This is a genomic window from Variovorax sp. Varisp41 (assembly GCF_047325085.1).
Lineage (GTDB): Bacteria > Pseudomonadota > Gammaproteobacteria > Burkholderiales > Burkholderiaceae_C > Variovorax.
Map to the genome: position 1 here is coordinate 819,411 of NZ_CP168540.1, position 21,224 is coordinate 840,634.

General features: G+C 71.3%; 19 protein-coding genes. 13 read left to right on the forward strand and 6 right to left on the reverse strand.

Going from position 1 to position 21,224, the window contains the following annotated elements:
- The first annotated feature begins 138 nt into the window (after positions 1-138).
- From cobO to ACEN9J_RS03885, 7 genes are read left to right on the forward strand one after another with little or no spacing between them, the layout of a single operon-like run.
- Positions 139-708, forward strand: coding sequence for a cob(I)yrinic acid a,c-diamide adenosyltransferase (cobO, locus tag ACEN9J_RS03855; RefSeq protein WP_413763380.1), 570 nt, complete (start codon positions 139-141; stop codon positions 706-708).
- Between the two features lie 5 nt (positions 709-713).
- Positions 714-1,409 carry a 5,6-dimethylbenzimidazole synthase gene (bluB, locus tag ACEN9J_RS03860; protein WP_413763381.1) on the forward strand — a complete coding sequence of 232 codons (696 nt, stop codon included), beginning with the start codon at positions 714-716 and terminating at the stop codon, positions 1,407-1,409.
- Entirely contained in the window at positions 1,409-1,882 is a 474-nt protein-coding gene (locus tag ACEN9J_RS03865) for a MotA/TolQ/ExbB proton channel family protein (RefSeq protein ID WP_261210642.1), read from the forward strand. The genes bluB and ACEN9J_RS03865 overlap by 1 nt, the downstream gene beginning before the upstream one ends.
- Positions 1,879-2,232 carry a DUF2149 domain-containing protein gene (locus ACEN9J_RS03870; protein ID WP_413763382.1) on the forward strand — a complete coding sequence of 118 codons (354 nt, stop codon included), beginning with the start codon at positions 1,879-1,881 and terminating at the stop codon, positions 2,230-2,232. The genes ACEN9J_RS03865 and ACEN9J_RS03870 overlap by 4 nt, the downstream gene beginning before the upstream one ends.
- Entirely contained in the window at positions 2,229-6,263 is a 4,035-nt protein-coding gene (gene cobN, locus ACEN9J_RS03875; RefSeq protein ID WP_413763383.1) for a cobaltochelatase subunit CobN, read from the forward strand. The genes ACEN9J_RS03870 and cobN overlap by 4 nt, the downstream gene beginning before the upstream one ends.
- Positions 6,264-6,280: 17 nt before the next feature.
- Entirely contained in the window at positions 6,281-7,255 is a 975-nt protein-coding gene (cbiB, locus tag ACEN9J_RS03880; protein ID WP_413763384.1) for an adenosylcobinamide-phosphate synthase CbiB, read from the forward strand.
- Positions 7,252-8,280, forward strand: coding sequence for an aminotransferase class I/II-fold pyridoxal phosphate-dependent enzyme (locus ACEN9J_RS03885; RefSeq protein WP_413763385.1), 1,029 nt, complete (start codon positions 7,252-7,254; stop codon positions 8,278-8,280). Before cbiB ends, ACEN9J_RS03885 begins: the two co-directional genes overlap by 4 nt.
- On the opposite strand, the gene ACEN9J_RS03890 is transcribed toward ACEN9J_RS03885, so the two are convergent.
- Entirely contained in the window at positions 8,252-8,683 is a 432-nt protein-coding gene (locus ACEN9J_RS03890; protein ID WP_413763386.1) for a hypothetical protein, read from the reverse strand. The two genes, ACEN9J_RS03885 and ACEN9J_RS03890, sit on opposite strands and share 29 nt — an antisense overlap.
- Before the next feature lie 42 nt (positions 8,684-8,725).
- Here ACEN9J_RS03890 and ACEN9J_RS03895 point away from each other — a divergent pair, with 42 nt between their 5' ends.
- Positions 8,726-9,079 (forward strand): CidA/LrgA family protein, encoded by a 354-nt coding sequence (locus tag ACEN9J_RS03895; protein WP_057591611.1) that lies wholly within the window; start codon positions 8,726-8,728, stop codon positions 9,077-9,079.
- Positions 9,076-9,804, forward strand: coding sequence for an LrgB family protein (locus ACEN9J_RS03900; protein ID WP_057591612.1), 729 nt, complete (start codon positions 9,076-9,078; stop codon positions 9,802-9,804). Before ACEN9J_RS03895 ends, ACEN9J_RS03900 begins: the two co-directional genes overlap by 4 nt.
- Before the next feature lie 10 nt (positions 9,805-9,814).
- On the opposite strand, the gene ACEN9J_RS03905 is transcribed toward ACEN9J_RS03900, so the two are convergent.
- The 3 genes from ACEN9J_RS03905 to ACEN9J_RS03915 are packed head-to-tail and all read right to left on the reverse strand — an operon-like array spanning position 9,815 to position 12,147.
- Positions 9,815-10,297: a RidA family protein gene (locus tag ACEN9J_RS03905; RefSeq protein ID WP_413763387.1), complete on the reverse strand. Its 483-nt coding sequence runs from the start codon at positions 10,295-10,297 to the stop codon at positions 9,815-9,817.
- Positions 10,290-11,153 (reverse strand): PhzF family phenazine biosynthesis protein, encoded by an 864-nt coding sequence (locus tag ACEN9J_RS03910; protein WP_413763388.1) that lies wholly within the window; start codon positions 11,151-11,153, stop codon positions 10,290-10,292. The genes ACEN9J_RS03905 and ACEN9J_RS03910 overlap by 8 nt, the downstream gene beginning before the upstream one ends.
- A gap of 7 nt (positions 11,154-11,160) precedes the next feature.
- Entirely contained in the window at positions 11,161-12,147 is a 987-nt protein-coding gene (locus ACEN9J_RS03915; RefSeq protein WP_261210650.1) for a Bug family tripartite tricarboxylate transporter substrate binding protein, read from the reverse strand.
- 132 nt (positions 12,148-12,279) lie between these two features.
- On the opposite strand from ACEN9J_RS03915, the gene ACEN9J_RS03920 reads away from it, so the two are divergent.
- Positions 12,280-13,128, forward strand: a complete 849-nt coding sequence (locus ACEN9J_RS03920) for a helix-turn-helix domain-containing protein (protein ID WP_413763389.1) — start codon at positions 12,280-12,282, stop codon at positions 13,126-13,128.
- Here the strand turns inward: ACEN9J_RS03920 and ACEN9J_RS03925 are convergent.
- A complete protein-coding gene (locus tag ACEN9J_RS03925; protein ID WP_413763390.1) occupies positions 13,125-14,324 on the reverse strand; it encodes a lanthionine synthetase C family protein in 1,200 nt (399 codons plus the stop codon). The genes ACEN9J_RS03920 and ACEN9J_RS03925 overlap by 4 nt on opposite strands.
- A 5-nt stretch (positions 14,325-14,329) precedes the next feature.
- Positions 14,330-15,244 (reverse strand): LysR family transcriptional regulator, encoded by a 915-nt coding sequence (locus tag ACEN9J_RS03930; RefSeq protein WP_261210653.1) that lies wholly within the window; start codon positions 15,242-15,244, stop codon positions 14,330-14,332.
- A 183-nt stretch (positions 15,245-15,427) separates the two neighbouring features.
- Here ACEN9J_RS03930 and ACEN9J_RS03935 point away from each other — a divergent pair, with 183 nt between their 5' ends.
- From ACEN9J_RS03935 to ACEN9J_RS03945, 3 genes are all read left to right on the forward strand, one after another.
- Positions 15,428-16,312 carry an alpha/beta hydrolase gene (locus ACEN9J_RS03935; protein WP_057591619.1) on the forward strand — a complete coding sequence of 295 codons (885 nt, stop codon included), beginning with the start codon at positions 15,428-15,430 and terminating at the stop codon, positions 16,310-16,312.
- 175 nt (positions 16,313-16,487) lie between these two features.
- The gene (locus ACEN9J_RS03940; RefSeq protein ID WP_261210654.1) at positions 16,488-17,744 is read left to right on the forward strand and encodes an efflux RND transporter periplasmic adaptor subunit; all 1,257 of its coding nucleotides are present in this window, start codon (positions 16,488-16,490) and stop codon (positions 17,742-17,744) included.
- A 193-nt stretch (positions 17,745-17,937) separates the two neighbouring features.
- Positions 17,938-21,222: an efflux RND transporter permease subunit gene (locus ACEN9J_RS03945; protein WP_413763391.1), complete on the forward strand. Its 3,285-nt coding sequence runs from the start codon at positions 17,938-17,940 to the stop codon at positions 21,220-21,222.
- The last annotated feature ends 2 nt before the right edge of the window (positions 21,223-21,224 follow it).

The following is a 21,224-nucleotide window of genomic DNA, read 5'->3' on the forward strand; positions in this document are numbered from 1 at the left end:
AAGGACGCGAAGGTTTCGCAAAGGGCGCGAAAGAATGCAAAGAAAAATTTTGGATGTCTTCTTTGGCGTCCTTCGCGAAACCTTCGCGTCCTCTGCGTCCGGCTGCCCGCATTCGACAGCCTTGAAAGAGACCACCCCATGCAGATAGAAACCCCACCCAGCGAGAAGCCCTACGAGAAGCCCGAAGGCGAACGCCGCGGCATCGTCATCGTCAACACCGGCGACGGCAAGGGCAAGAGCACCGCGGCCTTCGGCTTGGCGCTGCGCGCGCATGGCCGCGGCAAGGCCGTGAAGATCTACCAGTTCATGAAGGTGCCGAGCGCGCGTTTCGGCGAGCACCGCATGTTCGAGCAGATCGGCATCCCGATCGAGGGCCTGGGCGACGGCTTCAGCTGGAAGAGCCAGGACCTCGAGCGCTCGGCGCAGCTCGCGCGCGACGGCTGGGAGAAGGCGAAGGCCGCGATCCTCTCGGGCGAGCACTTCCTCGTGGTGCTCGACGAGATCACCTACCCGCTGATCTACGGCTGGCTGCCGCTCGAGGGCGTGCTCGAGACCCTGCGCGCGCGGCCCAAGCAGGTGCACGTGGCGCTCACGGGCCGCCGCTGCCCGCCCGAGATCATCGAACTCGCCGACACCGTGACCGAGATGACGCTGGTCAAGCATGCGTTCAAGGCCGGCATCCCGGCGCAGCGCGGCATCGAGGATTGAGCCGGATGAGCCAGGCGTTCGCGGCCGAGGAGGCGAGGGCGGTCTACCGCGCCATCCACGAGCGGCGCGACATGCGGCATTTCGCGGGCGGCGAGGTCGCGCCCGCGCTGCTGCGCCGGCTGCTCGAGGCAGCCCACCATGCGCCCAGCGTCGGCTTCATGCAGCCCTGGCGCTTCATCCGCATCCGCGACGCGGCCCTGCGCACGCGACTGCATGCGGCGGTCGAGCGCGAGCGCGTGCTGACGGCGCGCGCGCTCGGCGAGCGCGAGGACGCATTCATGCGGCTCAAGGTCGAGGGCCTGCTCGATGCGGCCGAGCTGCTCGCGGTGACGCTGGCCGACGGCCGCGAGCACCATGTGTTCGGCCGCCGCACCCTGCCGCAGATGGACCTGGCCTCGGCCGCCTGCGCGATCCAGAACCTCTGGCTGGCCGCGCGCGCCGAGGGGCTGGGCATGGGCTGGGTCTCGCTGTTCGATCCGGCCGAGGTGGCGGCGCTGCTGGGCCTGCCGGCCGGCGCCGAGACCATCGCGCTGCTGTGCCTCGGGCCGGTGCACGGCTTCTACGAGGAGCCGATGCTGCAGCGCGAGCGCTGGGCGCGGCGCGCGCCGCTGTCGTCGCTGGTGTTCGACGAGGCCTGGGGCCGGCCCGCGGACCTGTTCGATCCCGATCCTTCTTCTTCGCCTGACCTGGAGTCCGCCTGATGCTGGCCTTCGATACCGTGCTGTTCGAGCTCGCGCGCCTGTTCCTCTGGCCGGTGACGCTGGGCGTGCTGCTGTCCTTCGTCTATGCCGTGTGGTGCCTCGGTGCCTTCGGGGTCGAATACCTGCAGCGCCGGCGCGACCCTGCGCGCGCGCTGGTGCTGGCGCGGCATGCGCAGGCCAGCCAGGAGCAGATGGAGCTGGCCGTGCTCAAGGAACTCGAGGGCGTGCGGCTGTGCAGCCGCGTGGCGCCGATGCTGGGCCTGATCGCCACCATGATCCCGATGGGCCCCGCGCTGGTGGCCGTGGCCTCGGGTGAGTCGCAGGGCGTGGCGCAGAGCCTCGCGCCGGCCTTCGCGAGCGTGATCGTCGCGCTGGCCTCGGCCTCGATCGCCTTCGTGGTCTACACCGTGCGCCGGCGCTGGCTGATGCGCGAGCTGGTGATGCTGCTCGACGCGCGGGACCGGCTTTCATGAGCAGGCGGCAGTTCTCGATCCTCAGCAGCCTGGACGGCGACGACGACGATCCGGTGCTCTCGACCATCAACCTGATCGACGTCTTCATGGTCGTGATCGGCATGCTGATGATCGCGGTCATCAACAACCCGATGAACCCCTTCGCGCAGGACAAGGTCACGGTGATCCGCAACGAGGGCCAGCCCAACATGGAGATCGTGACGCGCGAGGGCCGCAAGATCACGCGCTTCAAGGCCAGCGGCGCGACCGGCGAAGGCGACGGCGAGCGCGCGGGCACGGCCTGGCGCCTCAAGGACGGGACCATGGTCTACGTGCCGGCCGACGCGGTGCCGGTGCAGGGCGGCAAGTGAGCCTGCCGCAGCGCTGGGTCGCGCTGTGGCTGCTGGCGTGGCTGGCGGCGCTGCCGGCCTGGGCGCAGCAGTCGTCCACCGGGCCGGTGGTCGTGCTCGCGACCTCGCTGGTGTCGCCCGCACGCGTCGCGCGGCTGCAGGCCGCGGCGCAGCATGCCGGACTGCCGCTGCAGGTGCTGTCGGCCACGCGAGATTCGCCCGAGGCCCTGTCGGCCGCGCTCGAGGGCGCGCGGCTGCTGGTGATCGACGCGCCGCACCAGAGCGTGGCGCAGGCCGCGGCGGCGCGCTTCGGCGACGCGATCGCGCGCAGCGCGGCGCCCTATGTGCTGGTCGGCGAGTTCGCGCTGGTGGCCCGGGGCCAGGTCACGGCCGCGCCGCCGCTCGCGGCCGAGCGTGGCGTCGACGCGGCCTGGGCGCAGCGGCTTCGTGCCTACTGGCGCTTCGCGGGTAGCGCGAACCTCTCGGCGTCGATGCAGGCGCTCGCCAGGGTCGGCGTGTCCGATGGTCTGCCCGAACCCGTGGCGACGCCGCTCGCGGGCTTCTATCACCCGGGGTGGCCGCGCATCGAAACAAGCATCGAGGCGGTCGAACAGTTGCCCGGCACGAACGGCACGGTCGCGATCGCGGTCAATGCCGCCACCGTGACCGGCGAGGACACGGCCTGGCTCGACACGCTGATCGCCGCGCTCGCGCAGCGCGGCCTGCGCGCCTATGCCTTCTACGGCCCGCGCCAGCAGAAGGACCTCTACACGCGCATGACCCAGGCCGAGGGCGGCCGCCGCGTGGCCGACCTGATCGTGAATGCCGCGCTGGTCTTCACGCCCAACGAACGCAAGGCCGAGCTCGAGCGCATCGGCGTGCCGGTGCTGCAGACCCTGCCGTCGCTTGCGATGGATGCGGCGCAATGGGCGCAAAGCAAGGACGGCCTCGCGCAGTCCGACATCGCGGCCTACTACAGCCCGAGCGAACTGGCCGGCATGACCGACCCGATGCTCGTGAGCGCGCGCGATGCCGCGAGCGGCAGCCTGCAGCCGCTGCCCGCGCAGGTCGAGGCGGTCGCCGACAAGGCCGCCGCGCTGCTGCGGCTGCAGCGCACCAGCGCGGACCAGCGCCGGGTCGCGATGCTGGTCTACAACTACCCGCCGGGCGAGGCCAACTTCGGCGCCTCTTTCCTCAACGTGCCGCGCAGCGTGAGCCGCATGATCGCGGCCATGCAGTCGGCCGGCTACCGCACCGAGGCGCCCGCGCCCGAGACGCTGATCGCGCAGGTGCAGGCCACGCTCAAGGCGTCCTACCCGGCGCCGGGAACCGACGAACTGCGGCCGCTGTTCGCGCAGGACCTGGCCGACACGCTGCCGCTCGCGCGCTACCTCGCATGGTTCCGCGCGCTGCCCTTAGAGACGCAGCAGCGCATCGAGGCCTACTGGGGCGCGCCCGAAAGCTCGACCCAGCTGCGCACGGTGGACGGCGCGCCGGCCTTCGTGATACCGCGCGTGCGCTTCGGCAACGTGGTGGTGCTGCGCCAGCCGCCGCGCTTCGAACCCGGCACGAGGGTGATGGACAAGGCGCAGCAGGTCTACCATCGCTCGGCGGTGCCGCTGGGCCATGCCTACCTCGCCACCTATCTCTGGCTGCGCACGCAGTTCGGCGCCTCGGCCGTGGTGCACGTGGGCACGCACGGCACGGTCGAATGGTCGGCCGGCAAGGAGCGCGGGCTGTCGGTGCAGGACGATCCGCTGCTGGTGCTCGGCGACCTGCCCAACGTCTATCCCTATGTGATGGACAACCTCGGCGAGGCCACCACCGCCAAGCGCCGCGGCCGAGCGACCATGGTCAGCCATTCCACGCCGATGTTCTCGCCGGCCGGCCTGCGCCCGGGCCTTGCGCAGGTGCACGAGCGCATGCACGACTGGGAGACGCTCGCGCCCGGCCCGGTCAGGGCCGCGCTCGAACGGCAGCTGCTGGCCGATTTCGCGGCCCGGCACTACGACCGCGACCTGGCCTGGACCCCCGCGCGCATCCGCGCCGACTTCGCGGGCTTCGTGGCGGTGCTGCATCCCTACCTCGACGAACTCGCGCAGACCGCGCAGCCGCTGGGCCTCGCGACCTTCGGCGAGGCGCCCAGTGCGCAGCGCCGGCGCGCCACGCTGCTGCAGATCGTCGGCAAGCCGCTGGCGACCGCGCTCGGCGAGGACCTCGACGAGACCTTCCTGCGCGAGCCGGCCGACATGGCCGATTCGCCGCTGGGGCGCTGGGTGGCGCGGGTGCTCGACGATGCGGCCTTCGACGGCGCGACCACCGTGCCCGCGCAAGCCGAGACCTTGCGCGCGCTGGCCATGCGCGTGCGCCAGCTCGACGCGACGCTCGCGCACAACGAGGAGATCGAGGGCCTGCTGACCGCCCTCGACGGCCGCTACCTGCGCGCCAGCTATGGCGGCGATCCGGTACGCAATCCCGACAGCCTGCCCACTGGCCGCAACCTCTACGGCTTCGATCCCAGCCGCGTGCCCACGCGCGCGGCCTGGGACACCGGCGTGGCCGCCATGGACGCCTGGATCGCGGCCTATGCGCAGTCCCACGGCGGCAAGGCGCCCGAGAAGATCGCGTTCACGCTCTGGGCCGGCGAGGCCTCGCGCCACCAGGGCGTGCTCGAGAGCCAGGCCTTCCACGCGATGGGCGTGCGGCCGCGCTGGGACGATGCGGGGCGCATGAACGGCATCGAGGTGCTGCCCGCCGCGGCCTTGAAGCGGCCGCGCATCGATGTGCTGGTCAGCGTGACGGGCTCGTACCGCGACCAGTTCCCGCACGTGATGCGCTGGCTCGACGAGGCGGTGCGGCAGGTGGCGGCGCTGCGCGAGCCCGCGGGCACCAACGCGGTCGCGCGCCACAGCGAGGCGCTGGCGCGGCGGCTGCGGGTCGAGGGTGCGTCGGAGGCGGAGGCCGCGCGCTGGTCGACCGCGCGCGTGTTCTCGAACGAGCAGGGCAGCTATGGCGCCGGTCTCGAGGAGGCCGCGCTCGCGAGCGAGCTCTGGCGCTCGCAGCGCCGCGGCGGCGGCGACGCGCAGATGGCGGGCCTGTTCATCGACCGCATGGGCCATGCCTATGGCCAGGGCCTCGAAGGCGCCGCGCGGCCCGGCGCCTTCGCGGGCAATCTCGCACAGGTCGATGCGGCGCTGATGGCGCGCAGCTCCAACCTCTATGGCGTGCTCACCAACGACGACCCGTTCCAGTACCTCGGCGGCATCGCGCAGGCGGTGCGCCATCTCACGGGCAAGGATCCGGCGCTCTATGTGCAGAACCTGCGCGACACCGGCGCGGTGCGCACCGACACCGCCGCCGGCGCGATCGCGCGCGAGATGCAGACGCGCTACCTGCATCCGCAGTGGATCGCGGCGCAGCAGGCCGAGGGCTACAGCGGCGCGCTGCAGGTGCTGAAGACCGCGCAGTTCCTCTGGGGCTGGCAGGTGACCGCGCCGGCCACGGTGCGGCCCGACCAGTGGCAGTCGTTGCACGACACCTATGTGCGCGACCGCGAGCGGCTCGGCACCCGCGCCTGGCTCGAAGGCGCGAATCGCGCGGCCTTCGCGCAGACGCTGGAGCGCATGCTCGATGCGGTGCGCCTGAACTACTGGTCGCCCGATGCCGCGACGCGCCGCGAGCTCGCGCGGGCCTATGCGCAGGCGGCGCAGGCCAGCGGGTTGCGCGAGCGCAACGTGGCGGTGGAGCGCTTCGCGCGGGCGGCGATGAACGTGCCGCCGAGGCCGGTCGTGGTGCCGGTGGAAGTGCAGGGCGCCACGGCACCGGCCACGCAGGCCGAGTCGCCGATATCCGGTGAAAGCAAACAGGGCGACGCGGCCGCGACCCAACCCGTGCGCGGCCTGCGGCTCGAACCGCAGCCCGAGCCCGTGCCGGCGTCGCGCAGCGCCTCGGTGGTGCGCACGCTCTGGGCGCTGTTCGGCATGGCGGTGCTGCTCGCGCTCGGCGCGCTGACCCAATGGCACCGGCACCGCCGGCCGCGGCCGGCCCTCTGATTCGGGACAATCGCGCCATGCCGGCCATCGATTTCACCGCTCCCGTGCCGGCCATGCTGGCCGCGCTGTGGATCGCGCTCGCGGTCGACCTCTGGCTCGGCGAGCCGCCCGCGCGCTGGCATCCGGTGGTGTGGATCGGGCGCTACCTGGGCTGGGCCGGCGCGCGCATCGCGCCGCCGTTCGGCGCGGCCTCGGGCCAGGCAGGGCGCGCCTTCGTGCTCGGCGCCATCGCCTGGTGCGCGGGCGCGCTGGCCGTGCTCGCGATCGCCGTGGCGCTGCAGGCCGCGATGCAGCAGGCGCTGCCGGCCTGGGCCTTCGCGTTGCTGCTGGGGCTGGTGCTCAAGCCGCTGTTCGCCTGGCGCATGCTGCGCGACGAGGTGCTCGCGGTCGAGGCCGCGCTCGGCGAATCGCTGGAAGCGGGCCGGGCGCGGCTCGCGCGCCTCGTGAGCCGCGATGTCTCGCAGCTCGGCGAGCGCGAGGTGCGCGAAAGCGCGATCGAATCGCTGGCCGAGAACCTCAACGATTCGCTGGTGGCGCCGCTGTTCTGGTTCCTGCTGTTCGGCCTGCCGGGCGCGGCGCTCTACCGCTTCGCCAACACGGCCGATGCGATGTGGGGCTACCGCGGCGAACGCGGCGGCCGCGACTGGACCTGGGCCGGCAAATGGGCCGCACGCGCCGACGACCTGCTGTCGTGGCTGCCCGCGCGGCTCACGGTGCTGCTGCTCGCGCTGGCGGCCGGGCGCTGGCCGCGCGGCCTCGCGCGCGAGGCGCGCCGCACGCCGTCGCCCAACAGCGGCTGGCCGATGGCCGCGATGGCGCTGCTGCTCGGCGTGCGGCTGGCCAAGCCCGCGGTCTATGCGCTCAACGCCGAGGGCCGGGCCGCAATGCCCGCCGACACCGCGCGTGCGGCCCGCTTCGGCCAGCGCGCCGTGCTGCTGCTGGCGCTGGCCGCCTGGCTGCCGGTCGTCCTGCTGTTCATGGGGGTGCGATGAGCGAGCTCGACTTCACCCCGAACCATGGCGGCCCCGACGCGCTCGGCGCACCCGCCCACGATTTCTCGACCAATGCCAATGCCTGCGGCCCGTGCCCCGAGGCGCTGGCGCGGGTGCGCGCGGCCGATGCGACGCGCTATCCCGATCCGGCCTACACGGCCTTGCGCGCGCGGCTCGCGGCGCTGCATGGCGTGGCGCCCTGGCGCATCGTGATCGCGGCCGGCGCGAGCGAGTTCATCCGTCGCATCACCGCCTGGGTGGCGCAGGAGGACCGCGGCGCGCACGGCGAGGTCGTGCTGCCGGCCACCTCCTATGGCGACTACGCGGCCGCCGCGCGCGCCTGGGGCCTGCAGGTGGTGCGCGCGCCGCAGGCGGCGCGGCGGCCGCGGCTCGCGTGGTGCTGCGATCCGTCGGCGCCGCAGGGGCAAGCGCAGCCCGGCCTGGCCGCGTCGATCGACGCGCTGCCCGAGGACGTGCCCTGCGTGCTCGACCGCGCCTACGAACCGTTGCGGCTCGATGGCGAACTCGCGCTGGTGCCCGCGCGGCTCGACCGGCTCTGGCAGATGTGGTCGCCCAACAAGGCGCTGGGCATGACGGGCGTGCGCGCGGCCTATGCGATCGCGCCGGCGGACGCGCAGGAGGCGGTGGGCGCATTGCTGCGCTTGAGTTCATCTTGGCCCGTGGGCGCGCACGGCGTGGCGATGCTGTCGGCCTGGGCCGAGCCCGCGGTGCAGGCCTGGGTGCGCGACAGCCTGGCCACGCTGCGCGAATGGAAGACCGCGCAGCTCGCGCTGTGCGCGCGCATGGGCTGGCAGACCACGCCCAGCGTGGCGAACTACCACCTCGCGCAACCGATGGCGGCGGACTTCGCGGGCCTGCTGGCCGGCTTGCGCGCCGAGGGCATCAAGCTGCGCGACTGCGCTTCGTTCGGCCTGCCGGGCCAGGTGCGCATGGGCGTGCTGCCGCCCCTGAGTCAGGAGGCGTTGTGGCGCGCAGTCACGAAAGAATCTTCAGAAGCAGGCTGAAGAGAAAGGTCCCGACCGCGATGACCGACAGCGCCGACGCAATGATCTGCAGGCGATAGATCAGTGCGACGCCCCTCAGGGTGCGATCGTCGTCCCATGCCTTGTTGAGCCAGCCGCTCAGCGTGCACGCGATGAAGAAGCCATAGGCTGCCGCACTGAACAGAGTCAGGGTGTAGATCGCTTGGGCTCCCAAGAGTTGCTCAAGCGCCACCGACAGCGCGATGAGCGAGATGCCGCCGACGCAGGTCGAAAGGTGCGCCACTCGCCATAGTTCGGTTCTCTTCTCGTTCCCGCTGCGCTTTGCCAGACCATGGGGGATCCCGAGCATCGTGCCAGCGCAGAACAACAGAACACCCAGGAGTGGAAACAGCCCGCCCGCAGGCGCGAAGATCGTGGTGTTCATACTGATGTATTTGATCAGAACCAATTTTCAGGACGATCGCCCATGCTCTACGCCATCACCACGCTCTTTCTCTGCCAGCTCGCCGGCGAACTGCTGGTGCAGTGGCTCAGCCTGCCGGTGCCCGGTCCGCTGCTCGGCATGCTGTTCCTGTTCGCCGGCCTGCTGTGGCGCGGCGGCGTGCCCGAGAGCCTGGGCGAGACCTCGGGCCATCTGCTGCGCAACCTGATGCTGCTGTTCATCCCGGCCGTGACGGGCGTGATGCTGCACTTCGAGCGCGTGGGCCGCGAATGGCTGCCGTTCCTGGCCGCGGGCATCCTGGGCGCGGCCTTCACCATGACCGTCACCGCGCTTACCCTGCGCTGGATGATCCGCATCACCGGCAAGGACGCCCAATGAGCGCGCCCGCGAAGCTGTCCGAGATCTGGGTCTTCCTGGCCCAGTCGCCGCTCTTGTGGCTCGCGCTCACGCTGCTGGCCTACCTGGGCGCGCTGTGGCTGCACCGGCGCAGCGGCGCCAACCCGGTGGTCAATCCGGTGCTGGTGTCGGTGATCGTGATCGTCGCCGTGCTGCTGGCGACGCGCACGCCCTACGACACCTACTTCGAAGGCGCGAAGTTCGTGCACTTCCTGATCGGGCCGGCCACGGTGGCGCTGGCGGTGCCGCTCTACAGCCAGGTGGCGCGGCTGCGCCGGCTGTGGCTGCCGATCGGCGTGGCGCTGCTCGCGGGCTCGGTGGCGGCCATCGTGTCGGCCGTGGGCATTGCCTGGGCGCTCGGCGGTTCGCACGAGCTGCTGATGTCGCTGGCGCCGAAGTCGGCCACCATGCCGATCGCGATGGGCGTGTCGGAAAAGATCGGCGGCCTGCCGTCGCTGTCGGCGGTCGCGGCCGCCATCACCGGCATCGCGGGCGCGATCATGGCCACGGGCCTGTTGAACCTGCTGCGCATCAAGGAGCCCGCGGTGCGCGGCTTCGCGGTCGGCATCACGGCGCACGGCATCGGCACCGCGCGCGCGATCCAGGTCAACGAGACCGCGGGCGCGTTCTCGGCGCTCGCGATGGGACTCAACGGCATCGCGACGGCCCTGCTGGTGCCGCTGGTGGTGCGCTGGCTCGGGGCCTGAGGCGCGGCCTTCAGTCCGCCGGCCGCTCCTGCAGCACCAGCGAGATCTCGACCGCGCCGCCGCCCGGCAGCGAGGCCACGCCGACCGTGATGCGCGCGGGCAGCGGCTGGTCGGGAAACACCTGGCGCAGCAGCTCGCTCGCGGCATTCATCACCCGCACATGCTGCGTGAAGCCGGGCCCGGCCTGCAGGTAGCCGGTGAGGGCGACGATCTTCTGCACCCGGTCGAGGCCGCCGAGCTCGGCGCGCGCGGCGCGCAGCAGCGCGATGGCGGCGGCGACCGCGGCCCGCTCGCCGAGCGCGATGCCCGCGTCGCTGTCGTCGATAGGGCCCGCGATCACCACGCCGTTCTCGCGCCCGACCACGCCGCTCGAATGCAGCAGCTCGCCGGCGCGCGCGAAGCTCGCATAGCGGCCCGCGGGGCGCGCGGCGGGCGAGGCGTCGTGGCCCGCTTGCGCGGCGAGCGCCTCCAGGCGCCGGTCGGCATCAGTCATGCGGCAGCGCCTCCATCGCCTGAGCGTCGCCGCGCAGCCAGCAGCCTTCGGCGGCCTCGGCCTGCGCGGGCAGCCGCACCTGGATCGCCGAGGGCGAGCCCATGGCCTCGCCCTGGCGCACCGTGACCAGCGTGCCATCGGCGCCGACCAGCGCCATCTCGCGCAGGCCCCAGGCCAGCGCGGCGGCGGCGATGCCGGTGGCCGCGTCCTCGGGATAGCCGGAGGAGCGCGGGAACTGGCGCGCGCTGACCTCGGTGCCCTGCGCATCGGCGTTCGATGCGAAGGGATAGAGCCCGGTCGAGCCGAGCCGGTCGCACAGCGCCTCGACGCGCGCGAAGTCGGGCCGCAGGCCGTGCAGCAGTTCGGGGCTCTCGAGCCGCACCAGCGTCTTCACGCGGCTGGTGGCGGCGTTGAGCACCGGCGACACGATCTGCGCGAGCCCGATGCCCAGGCACTGCGCGATCTCGCGCACCAGGGCCGCGTCGACCGCGGCGATGCTGGCGCTGGGCTGGCTGATCTCGACCGCGCCGTCGACGTAGCGGCCGTGCACCGTGCCGCTGAGCGTCTGCACCGCGATCGGCTCGCCGCTCCAGCGGCCGCGCTCGTGCAGCAGCCACAGCGCGCCGAGCGTGGCATGGCCGCACATCTCCATCTCGTGGCGCGGCACGAAGTAGCGCATGCGCAGGCGGTGCCGGGCGGCATCGTCGGGCGCGAGCACGAACACCGACTCGTGCCCGCTCTCGCGGGTGCGGGCCTGCATGTCCTCGGTGGACATGGCATCGGCATCGAGCCAGACCGGGGCCGGGTTGCCGCCGGCGCGGGTGCCGGGGCGGGCGAAGACGCGAACGAGCTGCATCGTCATCTCAGTCCGCCTTCGCGTTGACGGAGCGCGCGATGCCGCCCCACAGCGCGATGTCGGCGCGCACGCGCTGGCCGAACTGCTCGGGCGACCAGCTCGCGGGCGAGACGCCCTTGGCCATCATGTCGGCGCGCAGGTTGCGGTCCTGCAGCGCCTTGTCGAGCGCCGAGCGCAGCCGCTCCACCACCGGGTTGGGCGTGGCCGCGGGCGCCATCAGGCCGTACCAGAGCTCGGGCTTGAAGTCCTTGATGCCCGCGGCCTCGAAGCTCGGCAGCTCGGGGAACACCGCCGAGGGCTGGCTGATCGCGAGCGCACGCATGCGGCCGGCGCGCACCTGGGGCGCGAGCGCGGTGGGGTTGTCGAACAGCGCCTGGATCTGGCCGGCCATCAGGTCGGTCTGCGCGGGCGCCGCGCCGCGGTAGGGAATGTGCGTCATCTCGATGCCGGTGCGCTGCTTGAACAGCTCGCTCGCGAGGTGGCTCGCGGTGCCGTTGCCGATGCTGCCGTAGTTGAGCGTGCCGGGCCTGGCCTTGGCATCGCGGATGAAGTCGGCGAGGTTCTTCGCGGGCAGGGTGGGTGCCACCACCAGCACGAAGGGCGTGGTGCCCAGCGTGCCCACGGGCGCGAGGTCGGCCAGCGGGTCGTAGGGCAGCCTGGGGTAGACGGCCTGGGCCGAGGCGATGGTCGTGGTGGTGGCGGCCACCAGCGTGTAGCCGTCGGGCGCGGCCTTGGAGGCATAGCCCGTGCCCACCGTGCCGCCGGCGCCCGCGCGGTTGTCGATGATCACCGGCACGCCGAGCTCGGCCTGCAGCCTGACCTGCACCGCGCGGAAGATCACGTCGGTGCCGCCGCCGGCCGGGAAGGGCACGACGATGGTGATCGGCTTGGCGGGATAGGCGTCGGCGGCGGCCGCGGCACCGCAGGCGGCGGCGAGCAGGGCGGCGGCGGCCATCAGGGCGAGGCGCCGTGGCGGGCGGAGGCTGGCGGTCATGGAGGTCCTTGGCGGAACGGGTGGAGGGGAGGTCCTAGTCTTCCTGCCGGTTCCCCTCCGCGTGCCTCCGCTCGCGACGCCCGCGCGCACGAATGCGACATCGGCCGCGCGATTGACCACACAATCGGCCCCATGCCGTCCCCAGCCGCCCCATCTGGACCGCGGATCTCCGCGTTCTCCGACCGCCTCGCCCACAAGGCGACGCCGGTGGCGAGCACGCTCGACGGCTACGCCACCACGCCGCATGCGCACGATTGCGACATGCTGTTCGTGCCGCTGGCGGGGCGCTTCGACGTGATCGATCCGCGCGGCGACGCGCTGCAGTCCTCGCCCGGCCACTTCCTCTGGTTCGCGGCCGGCGCCGCCCATGCCACCAGCGCGATGACCCTGCGCCAGACGCACCTCGCGGTCTATGTCGATTCGGAGTTCTGGGACACGGCGCTGCGCGCGCACGGCATCGCGAAGCCGGCCCAGGGCCTGCGCGCGGGCAGCGGCGCGCTGAACCTGCTGTCGCACCGGCTGCTCGAGATGGCCGGCACGCCGGCATCGCCCGAGCCCTCGATGGCGCACGTGGCCCATTGCGGCGCGCTGGTGATGGAGGCTGCGCGGCTCATGGCCAATCCGCTGGTGCATCCCGATGGCCGCGGCACGCCCGGCGCGGTGATCGCCGCACTCTTGGCCAGCGACATCGAGGCCGAGCTCGCGGCGGCGCTGCCGCTCGAGGCCTTCGCGGCGCGGCACCGGCTCTCGCGCCGGCAGGTCGAACGGCTGTTCCGCGCGGCCTACGGGCTGTCGCCGCTCGAATTCCAGCAGCAGCGGCGCCTCGAGCGCGCGCGCCACCTGCTGCAGAGCACCGACGAATCGGTGCTGTCGGTGGCGCAGCAGGTCGGCTGGGCCTCGGGGGCCTATCTCACGCGCATGCTGGGCAAGGCCTGGGCGACGACGGCCGGCGAGCTGCGCGCGCGGCGGCCGCCGGCCTAGAAGAAACAGTCGAGGGTCGGGAAGCGGTCCGTGCCCTCGATGCAATCCCACAGGTAGATCGCGAAGCCGGGGTCGCCGGTCCACAGCGAATAGCGCAGGTGGCCGTGTTCCGCCAGCTCGGCCTCGGTCTGCGCGATGCCGTGCATGGCGAAGGCGCGCGCCCGGTCCAGCCAGGCGGCGTCGCCGAAGCGGCGGTGCAGCTTGAGGAAGGCATAGCCGTTGCCGCCGGTGCCGTGGCAGAGGTTCGAGCCCTTGTGGAGCGGGCCGGCCTGCCAAGTGGTTTCGCCGGCGGCGAGCAGCAGCTCGTCGAGCGTGCCGTCCGGAAAATTCGCGAGGCAGATCACGAAGCCCGGCGCGCCATGGCACATCTGCACGAGTTTCGGCCGCGAGGCATCGGGCAGCGGGAACAGGCGCGGGCGCCAGTTCGCCTGCGCGCCCTCGCGGTCGGCGGTGCGCTGCACGGTGTTGGCGATGCAGTCGCGCCAGGCGTTCCATTCGGCGTCGCCGAGCAGGTGGCGGCCATGGATCAGCGGCACGGCGGTGGCGACGAAGCCGTGCACCGCATCGATGTAGGTCGAACGCTGGCCGTAGAGCTGCTGGGTCCAGAAATGGCAGCCGAAGTCCTCCGACCATTCGAGCTGCGACCACAACCGCCGCGCGGTGTCGCGGTAGATGCCGGCCCAGCGTTGCTCGCCCGTGCGCTCGTGCATGAACAGCGCCGCGAGCATGGTGCCGGGCGTGCCCCACATCAGTTCGAGCGTGGGGTCGTCGAGGTGGCCGCCGCACAGCCGCGCGAGTTCGTCGGCGACGGTGTCGGAGGGCCGCAGCCGGTGCTCGAGCAGCCGGATGCCGGTGTCGCCCATCAGGTAGGCCGCGAAGCCGGCATCGGCGGGGCGGCCCATGGCCGCGCGGTTGGCGGCGATCAGGCCCGGCACGACCGGCGCGTAGTCGCGCGCCAGCCGCACGGCGCCGCGCTCCTGCAGATGGTGCAGCGCCCAGATCACGCCGCTCGCGCCCCAGTACAGCAGGTACTGCGGGTCGGGATTCGATGCATCGTCCGGATGCATGGGCCACAGGCCCTCGGGCGTGAAGCGCGCCTCGGTGTCGCGCACGATGCGCTTGATGGCCTCGCGCGCGCGGCCCTCGTCCCAGGCGTCGGTCCGCAGGGGCTCGTGGCGCTCGGGCGAGAACAGCATCGCGCTCAGCGCCGCTGCAGCCGCGGATTCTTCGCGAACAGCTCGGCGGCCCAGTCCACGAAGGCGCGCACCTTGGCGCTCAGGTGGCGGTTCGGCGGGTAGACCACGTGGATCGGCAGCGGGTCGCGCTGCCAGTCGGACAGCACCTCGATCAGCTCGCCGCTCTCTAGATGCGGTTCGGCCATGAAGGTGATGCACTGCGAGATGCCGAAGCCGCCGAGCACGGCCGCCATGTGGGCGTTGCTCTCGTTGACCGACACGCGGTAGGGTCCGTTGAGCTCGATGTGCTCGTCGCCCTTCTTGAACTCGTGCGGATAGACGCGCCGCGTGGTGCCCGAGAAGTAGCTCACCACGTGGTGGCGCTTCTCGATGTCGTTCGGATGCTGCGGCGCACCATAGCGCTTGATGTAGGCCGGCGATGCCACGGTCACGAAATGCAGGGTGCCGATGCGCCGCGCCACCAGCGACTGGTCGGCGAGGTCGCCGGCGCGGATCACGCAGTCGACGTTGTCGCTGATCAGGTCCACCGTGCGGTCGCTGACGCCGAGGTCGACCTGGATCTCAGGGTAGCGGTCGCAGAAGGTGGCCAGGGCCGGCAGGATCACCAGCCGCGCGACCGAGGTCCCGACGTCGATGCGCAACCGGCCCGTGGGGCTGGACTGCGCATTCGTCATGCTGGCCTCCATGTCGTCGAAGTCGTTGAGCAGGCGCGCCGCGCGTTCGAAATACGCGGCGCCGTCCGGCGTGACCGTCACCCGGCGGGTGGTACGGTTCAGGAGCTTCACGCGCAGCCGCGATTCCAGGGCCTGGATCTGCTTGGTGACGGTGCCCTTGGGCAGGGCGAGCGAGTCCGCCGCGCGGGTGAAGGTGCCGGCTTCCACGACGCGGACGAAGATCCGCATGGCCTGGATCTGATCCATCGAATGCCTGTTCTCTAGACCCGGCCCTCGCCGGGGGGTGCGGATTCTCACACAAGGCCATAACCCTTTGGTGACCCGGTCCGATTGTTCGTAGTTTGGAAACAGAGTAGGGCTTGCATCCCTGTTTAACGCGACAGTCGGCGCCTTATATTTCAACCATCGCCCATTTCCCGAGGTCGTCCCATGTCACCCCGTCCATCGTCCCGCTCCGCCGAAGCAGCCGCGCTCGCCGCGGGGCAAGGCGCGGAAGCCGATCTGTCGATCGAGCTGCCCGGCCGCGATCCGGTGGGCGCCCGTGTCTACGGCCAGCGCCCCAAGGGCGAAACGGTGCCGCTGGTGCTGCACTTCCATGGCGGCACCTTCATCTGCGGCGGCCTCGACAACGGCCGCAACGTGGCGCGCCTCCTGGCCGGCTCCGGTGCGGTGGTGGTCTCGCTCGACTACCCGCTGGCCCCCGAGTCGCCGTTTCCCGAGCCGATCGAGGTCGGCTACGCGGCGCTCGAATGGCTCTACAAGCAGCGCGTCAAGCTCGGCGGCCGCGGCGCCCAGGTCTACCTGGCCGGCGAGGAAGCCGGCGGCAACCTGGCGGCGGCGGTGGCGCTGATCTCGCGCGACCGCGCCCATCCGCCGCTGGCGGGCCAGATCCTGCTGTCGCCGATGCTCGATCCCTGCGCCGGCACGGCCTCGCTGCGCAAGGCGACCAACGACTCGCCCGAGTGCCGCTGGGCCACGGGCTGGGAGAAGTACCTGAGCTGCCCGTCGAACGCCACGCACCCCTATGCGGTGCCCAGCGGTTCGCTGCGCCTCTCGGCCCTGGCCCCGGCCCTGGTGCTGGTGGGCGAGGACGACGCGATGCGCGACGAGGCGCTGACCTTCGCGGGCCGGCTGCGTTCGGCCGGCATCGAGGTCACGAGCGCGGTGCTGAGCAACGCGGCCGAATGGCCCAAGGCGCTCTACGACGCCGAGTGCATGGGCTGCAAGGTCTGCGAGGCGACCGTGCAGCAGCACTTCCGCGAATTCTTCGCGGCCACCACACCGCCCCCCGGGGCGACCCCGAAGCCCAGTTAGCCAGCGCCGCCAGCCGCAGAGCCAACCGCTAGCGCCGAGCCACCGGGGGCACCCGGTGCGGCCGGCCTTTTTCCGAAATTTCCGTTTTTCTTGGTGCGAGGGCGCCAGGACGGACTGTTGCATCCCGAAAAGTCATCCGAGTCATTTGAGTCATCTGAGAGAAGGACGAATCACCATGTCGAACAACAAGCCAACGTTTTCCTCCGCGGCCCGCAAGGGCCTGTGGCCCGCCGTGACCGGCGTCACCGCCTTGCTGGCGGTGGCCGCCGCGGTGCTGGGCATGCACAGCTTCAAGGCCGAGGCCAACGCGCCGGCCGCGGGCGCGCCGCAAGCCATTCCGGTCTCGGTCGCGGCGGTGGCGCCGAGCGAGATCAATGCCTGGGACGAGTTCTCGGGCCGCCTCGAAGCAGTCGAACGCGTCGACGTGCGCTCCCGCGTCGCGGGTGCCGTGCAGTCGGTGCATTTCCGCGAAGGCGCGCTGGTCAGGCAGGGCGACCTGCTGGTGACCATCGACCCCGCGCCGTACGCGGCCGAGGTCGAGCGCGCCGAGGCGCAGGTGGCGTCGGCGCAGGCCCGCCAGTCCTTCAGCCGCAGCGAGCAGGAGCGCGCCAAGCGCCTGTGGGACGAGCAGGCCATCGCCCAGCGCGAATACGACGAGCGCGTGAACGCCGGCCGCGAAGCCGAGGCCAACCTGCGCGCGGCCCAGGCCTCGCTGCAGTCGGCGCGCCTGAACCTGGGCTACACCCAGGTGCGGGCCCCGGTCTCGGGCCGCATCGGCAAGATCGAGGTCACGGTGGGCAACCTGGTGGCGGCCGGTCCCGGCGCCCCGGTGCTGACAACGCTGGTCTCGGTGAGCCCGATCTACGCGAGCTTCGATGCCGACGAGCAGGTGATCACGCGGGCCCTGAAGGACCTGCCGAGCGGCTCCAGCGCCCGCGGCCAGATCGAATCGATCCCGGTGCAGATGGGCACGGCCGGCCTGGAGGGCACGCCCTTCGTCGGCAAGCTGCAGCTGATCGACAACCAGGTCGACGCCCGCAGCGGCACGGTGCGCGTGCGCGCCTCCTTCGACAACAAGGACGGCGCCCTGATCCCCGGCCAGTTCGCCCGCATCCGCATGGGCCAGGCCCGCAACGACACCGCGCTGCTGGTCAGCGAACGCGCCATCGGCACCGACCAGAACAAGAAGTTCGTGATGGTCGTGGGCGAGGACAACAAGGCGGTCTACCGCGAAGTCGCGCTCGGCGCCTCGATCAACGGCCTGCGCGTCGTGAGCAAGGGCCTGAAGGCGGGCGACCGCGTGGTGGTCAACGGCCTGCAGCACATCCGCCCGGGTGCGCTGGTGGCGCCGCAGACCGTGACCATGGACGCCAAGGCCGACGGCAAGGCGCAACAACCGACGGAACAAGTGGCGCAGGCCGCGAAGTCCTGAACGACACCGGGCCCCGCGCGCCAGCCTGAGCACAGGCCGGCGCGCCGGGAAACCCGGGACACCGACAACGGCGACAGCGGCACCGGCCGGCTCGCCAGCGTTACTCGAAGTTCCTTGATGGGAGCCACCTGGATGCCGCTCGTCTTTTTCGAAGCGGCGTGGATCGCGCTGTCCGCGCGATGGAGCCAACGAAATGAATCTCTCTAAATTCTTCATCGACCGGCCGATCTTTGCCGGCGTGCTGTCGCTCTTGATGCTGATAGCCGGCCTGATCGCGTTGCGCGGTCTGCCGATCTCCGAGTACCCGGAAGTCGCGCCTCCCTCGGTGGTGGTGCGCGCCCAGTACCCGGGTGCCAACCCGAAGGTGATCGCCGAGACCGTGGCGACCCCGCTGGAGGAGCAGATCAACGGCGTCGAGGGCATGCTCTACATGGGCAGCCAGGCCACCACCGACGGCGTGATGACGCTGACGGTGACCTTCCGCCTCGGCACGGACCCCGACAAGGCCCAGCAGCTGGTGCAGAACCGCGTCTCGCAGGCCGAGCCGCGGCTGCCCGAGGAAGTGCGCCGGCTCGGCATCACCACGGTGAAGAGCGCGCCCGACCTCACGATGGTGGTCCACCTCGTGTCGCCCAACGGCCGCTACGACATCAACTACCTGCGCAACTACGCGGTGCTCAACGTGAAGGACCCGCTGGCGCGCATCGAAGGCGTGGGCCAGGTCCAGATCTTCGGCGGCGGCGACTACTCGATGCGCGTCTGGCTCGACCCGCAGAAGGTGGCGCAGCGCGGCCTCTCGGCCTCCGACGTGGTGGCCGCCATCCGCGGCCAGAACGTGCAGGCCGCGGCCGGCGTGGTCGGCGCTTCGCCGGGCCTGTCGGGCGTGGACATGCAGCTCTCGATCAATGCGCAGGGGCGCCTGCAGAGCGAGGAAGAGTTCGGCGACATCATCGTCAAGAGCGGCACCGACGGCGCCGTCACGCGCCTTCGCGACATCGGCCGCCTCGAGATGGGCGCCGCCGACTACTCACTGCGCTCGCTGCTGAACAACGACCCGGCCGTCGGCATGGGCGTGTTCCAGGCCCCGGGCTCGAACGCGCTCGACATCTCGGCGAACGTGCGCAAGACCATGGCCGAGCTCAACAAGAACATGCCCGAAGGCCTGGAATACCGCATCGCCTACGACCCGACGCAGTTCGTGCGCGCGTCCATCGAATCGGTGATCCACACGCTGCTCGAAGCCATCATGCTGGTGGTGCTGGTCGTGATCCTGTTCCTGCAGACCTGGCGCGCGTCGATCATTCCGCTGCTGGCCGTGCCGGTGTCGGTGATCGGTACCTTCGCCGTGCTTCACGTGCTCGGTTTCTCGATCAACGCGCTGAGCCTGTTCGGGCTGGTGCTGGCGATCGGCATCGTGGTGGACGACGCCATCGTGGTGGTGGAGAACGTCGAGCGCAACATCGAGGCGGGGCTCACGCCGCGCGAGGCGACCTACCGCGCGATGCGCGAGGTGTCCGGGCCCATCATCGCGATCGCGCTGGTGCTGGTGGCCGTGTTCGTGCCGCTGGCCTTCATCAGCGGCCTCACGGGCCAGTTCTACCGCCAGTTCGCGGTGACCATCGCGATCTCGACCGTGATCTCGGCGATCAACTCGCTGACCCTGTCGCCCGCGCTCGCCGCCTTGCTGCTGCGCGGCCATGACCAGCCGAAGGACGCACTGACGCGCGGCATGGACCGGGCCTTCGGCTGGCTGTTCCGCGGCTTCAACAAGTTCTTCCATCGCGGCTCCGAGGCCTACAGCGGCGGCGTCAAGCGCGTGATCTCGCGCAAGACGCTGATGCTGGTGATCTACCTCGCGCTGGTCGGCGTGACCTTCGGCCTGTTCAAGGCCGTGCCCAGCGGCTTCGTGCCGGCGCAGGACAAGCAGTACCTGATCGGCTTCGCGCAGCTGCCCGACGGCGCCACGCTCGACCGCACCGACGAAGTGATCCAGCGCATGGGCGAGATCATGAAGAAGAACCCGAACGTGGAGGACGCGATCGCCTTCCCGGGCCTGTCGATCAACGGCTTCACCAACAGCTCGAACTCGGGCATCGTGTTCGCTACGCTCAAGCCCTTCGACCAGCGCAAGCGCGCCGACCAGAGCGGCGGCGCGGTGGCGGGCCAGCTCAACCAGGCCTTCAGCAGCATCCAGGACGCGTTCATCGTGATGTTCCCGCCGCCGCCGGTGGCGGGCCTGGGCACCACGGGCGGCTTCAAGCTGCAGATCGAGGACCGGGCCTCGGTCGGCTACGACCAGATGGACGCGGCGGTCAAGGCCTTCATGGCCAAGGCCTATGCGGCGCCCGAGCTCACGGGCATGTTCACGAGCTGGCAGGTCAACGTGCCGCAGCTGTATGCCGACATCGACCGCACCAAGGCGCGCCAGCTCGGCGTGCCGGTGACGGACATCTTCGACACGATGCAGATCTACCTGGGCAGCCTGTACGCCAACGACTTCAACAAGTTCGGCCGCACGTACTCCGTGCGCGTCCAGGCCGATGCGCCTTACCGCGCCCGTGCCGAGGACGTGGGCCTGCTGAAGGTGCGGTCGACCTCGGGCGAGATGGTGCCGCTGGCCGCGCTGATGAAGGTCAACTCGACCTTTGGTCCGGAACGCGCCATGCGCTACAACGGCTACCTGGCCGCCGACATCAACGGCGGCCCGGCACCCGGCTACTCGTCGGGCCAGGCGCAGGACGCGATCACCAAGATCGCGGCCGAGACGCTGCCCAAGGGCGTGAGCTTCGAGTGGACCGAGCTGACCTACCAGGAGATCCTGGCCGGCAACTCCGCCTTCCTCGTGTTCCCGCTGGCGATCCTGCTGGTGTTCCTGGTGCTGGCCGCGCAGTACGAAAGCCTGACGCTGCCGATCGCGATCATCCTGATCGTGCCGATGGGCATCATGGCCGCGATGGCGGGCGTGTGGATCTCGGGAGGCGACAACAACGTCTTCACGCAGATCGGGCTGATCGTGCTGGTGGGGCTCAGTGCGAAGAACGCGATCCTGATCGTGGAGTTCGCGCGCGAGCTCGAGTTCGCCGGGCGCACGCCGATCCAGGCCGCGATCGAGGCCAGCCGGCTGCGCCTGCGCCCGATCCTGATGACCTCGCTGGCCTTCGTCATGGGCGTGCTGCCCCTGGTGCTGTCGACCGGCGCGGGCTCGGAGATGCGCAAGGCGATGGGCGTGGCGGTGTTCGCCGGGATGATCGGCGTGACGGCCTTCGGCCTGTTCCTGACGCCGGTGTTCTACGTGCTGATGCGCCGCATCGCGGGCAACCGGCCGCTGAAGCTGCACGGCGAGGTGCCGCATGGCGAGGACTTCGTGTCGGCCGACCATCCGGCGCCGGCCTCGGGCGGTTCGCACGGTGGATCGGGCGGCGGCCATGGCGGCGGCCTGCATCCGGTGCCGGCCTCGCCGCGGACCTCGCATGAATGACG